At 51.7% G+C, this 6,385-nt stretch carries 3 protein-coding genes and 2 riboswitches; of the genes, 2 read left to right on the top strand and 1 reads right to left on the bottom strand.

Annotation, left to right across the window (positions count from 1 at the left end; genetic code table 11):
* Nucleotides 1–542: 542 nt before the first annotated feature.
* A riboswitch (glycine riboswitch) is annotated at nucleotides 543–635 on the top strand.
* Between the two features lie 112 nt (nucleotides 636–747).
* Both B2Y11_RS08665 and B2Y11_RS08670 read left to right on the top strand, forming a co-directional pair.
* Nucleotides 748–2,172, top strand: coding sequence for an alanine/glycine:cation symporter family protein (locus B2Y11_RS08665; protein ID WP_273188010.1), 1,425 nt, complete (start codon nucleotides 748–750; stop codon nucleotides 2,170–2,172).
* A gap of 434 nt (nucleotides 2,173–2,606) precedes the next feature.
* A riboswitch (glycine riboswitch) is annotated at nucleotides 2,607–2,708 on the top strand.
* 133 nt (nucleotides 2,709–2,841) lie between these two features.
* Entirely contained in the window at nucleotides 2,842–4,293 is a 1,452-nt protein-coding gene (locus B2Y11_RS08670; RefSeq protein ID WP_291058060.1) for an alanine/glycine:cation symporter family protein, read from the top strand.
* Between the two features lie 548 nt (nucleotides 4,294–4,841).
* Here B2Y11_RS08670 and B2Y11_RS08675 read toward each other — a convergent pair.
* Nucleotides 4,842–6,206: a threonine/serine ThrE exporter family protein gene (locus tag B2Y11_RS08675; protein ID WP_291058061.1), complete on the bottom strand. Its 1,365-nt coding sequence runs from the start codon at nucleotides 6,204–6,206 to the stop codon at nucleotides 4,842–4,844.
* Nucleotides 6,207–6,385 lie beyond the last annotated feature (179 nt).

The raw sequence follows: 6,385 nt of genomic DNA on the forward strand, positions 1-6,385 counted from the left end.
TGACACGCTTTCCCGTGGAGAAGTCCGGCGCAGCCGGATAAGGGGGTGTATCTGCCGAAGGCAGATAATTCAGCAGAATGCTTATTTTGCCATATGATGCAGAAAGGTAAATCCGTAACGCTGACTTTATACTTATCGCCCCAAAGGGCGATACCGCAACCCTCGGGGCTAAAGGCCTCGTCAAACTTAAGAACCCTTGGGCCGAAGGCCCATCCATCTTAAAAACCTTTTTCCACAACCCTTCTACACAACCCGCGGCGTCAGCCGAGCCCCTTTTTATAAAACTTGCGGCGTAAGCCGCCACCGCCACCCTTTGAACCTTTTGAACCCTCACACCGCAGGTGTGTCCCGTCAACCCTCACGCCGCAGGCATGTCAAATTAGAAAATAATTAAATATCAAAAATCCTCTTGCAAAATTTGGCAGAGGGTCCTATAATGCAATCATCAAATTCATACAGGTGGATGAAACATATGGGAGAAAGCCGTAAGGCTTACCGAAGGAGTGACACTCTCAGGTATCTGAAAAGATGAGTACCGTATGCGGACACACTCTGGAGAGTCTCGATTAAAGAGCGCCGAAGGTGTAAGGATGGCAGCATCCCAATCTCTCAGGCAAAAGGACAGAGAAAGCAGCGTCACACTATGTGTTCCGCTTTAAGGTAGACAATGCCGGCTTCCAGAGTTTTATTTTTCATGGAATGCCGGCTTTTTTGTATCTATCTTATGATCTGGAGGGCGTTGTTAAAATGGATTTGAATTACATGAATGTGTTGAATTCGCTGGACAGTTTTATCTGGGGGCCGCCGCTGCTGGTTCTTCTTGTAGGAACCGGTATCCTGCTTACCATCAGACTGAAGCTGCTGCAGGTATTCAAATTACCGAAGGCACTGAAGCTGATTTTCAAAGCACAGAATGCAGGCAGCGGTGATATTGATTCTTTCAAGGCTCTCTGCACAGCCCTTTCTGCCACAGTAGGTACCGGCAACATTGTAGGCGTGGCAACAGCCATCGCAGCCGGCGGACCGGGCGCCATTTTCTGGATGTGGCTTGCCGCATTCTTCGGAATGGCTACCAAGTATGCAGAAGGTCTTCTGGCCGTTAAGTACCGCGAAGTAGATGCCAAAGGTGAAATTGCCGGCGGCCCTATGTTCTACATCAAAAACGGTATGGGCGAGAAGTACAAGTGGCTGGGCACCCTCTTCGCCATCTTCGGCGTTCTGGTAGCCTACTTCGGGATCGGTACTTTTGCCCAGGTGAATTCCATTGTGGATATCACCAAGATGACTATCGGACTGGATCCCATGTGGACAGCCGTGATTCTCACGGTTCTCGTAGCAGCCATTACTCTTGGCGGGCTCCAGTCCATCGCCGCAGCCGCTTCTAAAATCGTTCCGGCTATGGCAGTGATTTACTTCATTTCAACCATTGGTGTATTGATTTTCTTCGCTGATAAGATTCCTGGCGCTGTGGAAACTATTATTTCCAACGCATTTACAGGCAGTGCAGCAGCTGGTGGTTTCCTTGGTTCTACCATGATCATGGCTATGAGAAATGGTATCGCCAGAGGCGTATTCTCCAATGAATCTGGCCTGGGCTCTGCTCCTATCGTAGCAGCCGCTGCTAAAACCAAATGGCCTGCCGAACAGGGACTTATTTCTATGACCGGTACATTCATTGATACCATTATCATCTGCACACTGACCGGTCTTACCATCGTCGTTTCCGGTGAATGGCTGAACGGCCTGAACGGTGCAGCCCTGACCAATGCCGCATTCAAAGATGCATTCCCCGCTTTTGGCGGCTACATGCTCATGATCGGCCTGGTACTCTTCGCTTTCACCACCATCCTCGGATGGAACTACTACGGCGAACGCTGCATGATTTACCTGGCTGGTACCAAAGGAGTTCTTCCTTACCGTATCATCTTTATCGCACTGGTTGCGAGCGGCGCATTTTTGAAACTTGAAGCCATCTGGGTTCTGGCAGATATTGTCAATGGACTCATGGCTATTCCTAACCTGATTGCCCTGCTGGCCCTGTCCGGCGTGGTGGTAAGAGAAACTGCCAAGTATTTCGACCACCTGAAGACAGGCAAGGACTACGAAGAATACGTAGACCAGGACCCCAGCAAGGAAGTAAAGGCTAAAATTTCCGCCAATGCGGAAGACTGAGCCTTTCAATCGGGCACTGATATTACATATTATTTCCAGGAGGAAAGGTTTTCCCATTTTCCTTCCGCCAGGATTAATATGACACCCCATCCGGCAAAGGGCACCCTGGTGGATAAGCCCTCCTAAACTGATTCATCAGGGAGTGCCGGGCTTCGGGAAGTATCCCTGGAAATATTTCCCGAAGTGGAGGCCCTGCTTTTCTAAAAATGGTTCCATAAAATCAATATCCTTAATGTATGTATAGGATCAGGCAATGCCTGTGAATATATGCCGCAATGCACGGCAGGTTTCCGTAGGGGGAATTCAGATCTGGTCCCGAAGAAGCCAAACAGCAAAATATGGTGGATGATGTACACTGAAAAATGAGAGGCCCAAAGCCCCTCTGCCGAAGGAGTAATACTATCAGGCGTTCAGAAGAACACGAAACTGTGTACGGACACAACTCTGGAGAGTCCCATTCGATTGGGCGCCGAAGGTGTAAAGGGATTTCACCCGTAAATCCCGAATCTCTCAGGCAAAAGGACAGGGCTGGCAGCCGGGTAACTCCCGCTATGCATGGATGCATACATACATATCACCGCCAGCCTCAGACTTTTTTTCACCAGCAGCCTGAGTGCGGCGGTTGTTTTTTTCTCAGAAAAACGGGTCAAATGTAAGGGGGATATTATTATGGACATGGCTGCAATCAACTCGCTCGTCAATACCATTGACGGCATAGTCTGGGGCCCGGTAATGCTGGTGCTCCTTGTCGGTACCGGCGTGTACCTCACCTGTTTATTGAAATTTCAGACCTGGCGGAATCTGCCCTATGCAATCCACAGCGTCCTGTCTAAAGAAGCCCGTACCACCAAACGAGGCAAAGGCGATGTTTCTCCATTCTCCGCATTAATGACTGCCCTGGCTGCCACCATCGGCACCGGCAATATTGTAGGCGTTGCCACCGCCATGTTCTCCGGCGGCCCCGGCGCCCTGGTATGGATGTGGATTTCCGCATGCTTCGGCCTTACCACCAAATTCTCCGAATGCATGCTGGCTATTAAATACCGTGAAGTGAATGCCAAAGGGGAAATGAAGGGCGGCCCCATGTTCACCATGAAAAACGGCTTCAAAAATAAAACCGCCGGCCGTACCCTTGGTTTCCTCTTCGCACTTTTCTCTGTCATCGCTTCTTTCGGTATCGGCAACATGACCCAGGCAAACTCCATTTCCGGAGCTGTGCAGACCGTCTTCGGCATGCCCCTTGAAGTCTGCGGCGCCATTCTCACCGTTCTGTCCCTGATCATCATCGTAGGCGGTATCAAGACAATTTCCAAAGTTTCCTCTGTAGTTGTTCCCGGCATGGCTGTGTTCTACATCATCGCAGGCGTTATCTGCATTCTTATTAATATCCAGAACGTACCTCACGGCCTCTACCTGATCTTCATGATGGCCTTCAATCCGCAGGCCATCGGCGGCGGCGTCCTCGGCACCATTACCGTCACCATTATGAACTCCATGCGTTACGGCGTTGCCAGAGGCTGCTTCTCCAACGAAGCCGGCCTGGGCTCTGCAGCCATCACCGCTGCTGCTGCTACCACCGATGATCCCGTTCGTCAGGGCTACATCAATATGACCGGTACCTTCTGGGATACCATCGTTGTCTGTACCATCACCGGCCTCACCATCGCTTCCTCCGGCGTCCTCGGCACCACCGATGCCAGCGGCGCACCGCTGAAAGGCATTGCCCTCACCATGGCAGCCTTCTCTTTCAACATCGGCGTCATCGGCACCTACATCGTAGCCATCGGCATCATCCTCTTCGCCTTCTCCACCATCCTTGGCTGGGAATACCACGGCGAAAAAGCATGGGAATACCTCTTCGGAACCCATAAATTCAATATGGTTTACAGAGTTGTCTTCTCCCTGGTTGTTTACGTAGGTGCTACCCAGACCCTTGATCTGGTATGGAACCTTTCCGATATTGCCAATGCACTCATGGCAATTCCAAACCTCATTTCCCTGCTCGTTCTCTCTCCTGTCATCAAAGAAGAAGTCGTCCGCTTCCAGGGCGTACTGGCTAAGGAAAGAGCTGAAAAAGCAGCATTGGCTGCTAAAGAAGAAGGCGCCAAGGCTCGCATCTGAGTCCGCCCTTAACCCTGCAGGGACGCGATGAACAATGGTTCATCTTCCATATCGTTGTCCCCCCCCCTCACTTCCTCGGAAGTGAGAAACACCCCTATCCTGCTCCTCTGAATTCCGGCAGGATAGGGGATATTTTTTGCCTTTTTGTGAAATAGGAAAGGAAAGTTTCCTGGTTTCCGGTTTCCCGTGGCCATGATGACAGGGCAGACAGAGAATCGGTAAAGCCTCCTTCCTCAGGAAGGAGGTGGCGCCGCCAGGCGACGGAGGATAGGTCCGAAAATCAGAGAGACAGGAGATATGAGATATGAGATATGAGATATGAGATATGAGACATCAGACGGCAGACGGCATCGTGATTCTGCATCAGTCAGTTGATTCATTGGAAAGCGCCTTTCATTTTCTTGTATCCCCTTGAGAGGAAATAAGGTGGCAAAGGGTATGAGGCAGTCCGTCGATTGGATACTCTATACTGAACTGACTGCTGCCAGGCGGCGGAGGATAGGTCTGACACGCCCGCAGGCATGTCAGGGGAGCGGCAAAGCCACTCCTTATCCTCTTCCGCTGGCCTTGTCCAAATCAGCCGCAGCCTTCGCTTCTTCCCTGTTTCCATCCCGTTTCATCAAAAGTTTCTGCAGCTTTTTCCGCTTCCCCCTTTCGATGTACTGATGGGCCAGCACATCCGGCAGGGTGGCGCCCAGAGAGATGCCCAGCAGCACCAGCATGGCCTCCACCCCGGTCTGCAGGGCAAGAAGGAGCGCCATGCCGTCCATATGCTGTATATCGATGATGGCAAAGAAGAACCGGTACATGAGCACCCCCGGCACCAGGGGGATGATGGCCGGTATGGTGACCACGAAAACCGGAGCGTGGAAGTACTTGGAAATACTGAAATAAAGGACGGACAGCACAGCGGCGCCGAAGAAGGAGGAACTGGCCATGCCGAAGTGGAAGACCACCATGAATACGTCCCGCACATCCACCGTAATAATGGCTCCCAGGCAGGCCAGGGGGATATACCGTTTTGGGATATTGAACATGACAGAAAAGCCCAGGGCCGCCATGGCTGCTGCCAGGGCCTGGGCCAGGTACAGGTGCTCCGGCGCAATATTCACCGCCGTAAAGCTGGGCACATGGGTGAGCCCCACAGCCCCCGCAATGCCGAAGGTCATGGCCAGCATGATAAGAAGGGTATGGGTCATGCGGGTCATGCCGGAGGTGAGGTAATTATTCAGGAAATCGTCCACTGCATTAATAAGCGGCACCCCCGGTATGAGGGTGAGGGCACAGGCCACAACAGGCAGGAAGGGGGAAATGGCACCGGGCAGGTACATGGTGAGATAGGCGGTAATGGTAGCCGCAAAGGCGGAGGCGGCAATGGTGACATAACCGTTGAACTCTATGCGGGTGCACGCATATTTCACAAGCGCCCCGGTGATGGCCGCCAGCATGGTATAAAGTGCCTCCACCTCGTGGCCGCCGAAAATAAGGCAGAAGGCGGAGGACGCCAGGCCGATGGCCAGAATAGCCAGCCATTCCGGGTAAATCCGGTTCGTGCAGTGCTCGCGGATTTCATGGAGCCGGTTCACAAATACCCCATAGGGCTCATTCTCATAGAGAGCCTCCCGGCTGGTCTTGCTTGTCTGGAGGAAGGTGAGCATATTCACCCCGTGGCGGTAGCACTTGCGGAACATGGTGTGAGTCTTCTTCCCGTCATCCACATTGATCATAATGGTGGAATAGGTAATGTGGATCTGCACATCCTCCCAGTAAATGCCCAGATAAGCAGCGGTCTGCAGCATATCTCGCACAATCCGCTTGCTCCCGGCGCCGCTTTCCATCATCATCTGCCCCGTATCCAGAATCAGCTTTATCTTATCCCGGATGGTCAGGGTATTTTTATCATTATTTTCCAATATAAGACTTCCTTTTTTAAATTTGAAGCAAAAGGATGAATACCTGTATCTCCGCATACAAAAAAAGGCCACTGCTATGCCGCAGATTGTGTTAAGGTTGAGTCTGCTTTACTCATGGGGAAGAAGAGAGCTATAGCGGTGGAAGGAGAATGCCGCCGCTAGGGAAGCACTGATTAATT

The organism is Dialister sp. UBA1703, from assembly GCA_002320515.1.
GTDB lineage: Bacteria > Bacillota > Negativicutes > Veillonellales > Dialisteraceae > Dialister.

What these genes read in the sequence shown, in the direction of transcription:
- B2Y11_RS08670 (WP_291058060.1), top strand. Translation starts at nt 2,842, where the DNA reads ATGGACATGGCTGCAATCAACTCGCTCGTCAATACCATTGACGGCATA.
- B2Y11_RS08665 (WP_273188010.1), top strand. Translation starts at nt 748, where the DNA reads ATGGATTTGAATTACATGAATGTGTTGAATTCGCTGGACAGTTTTATC.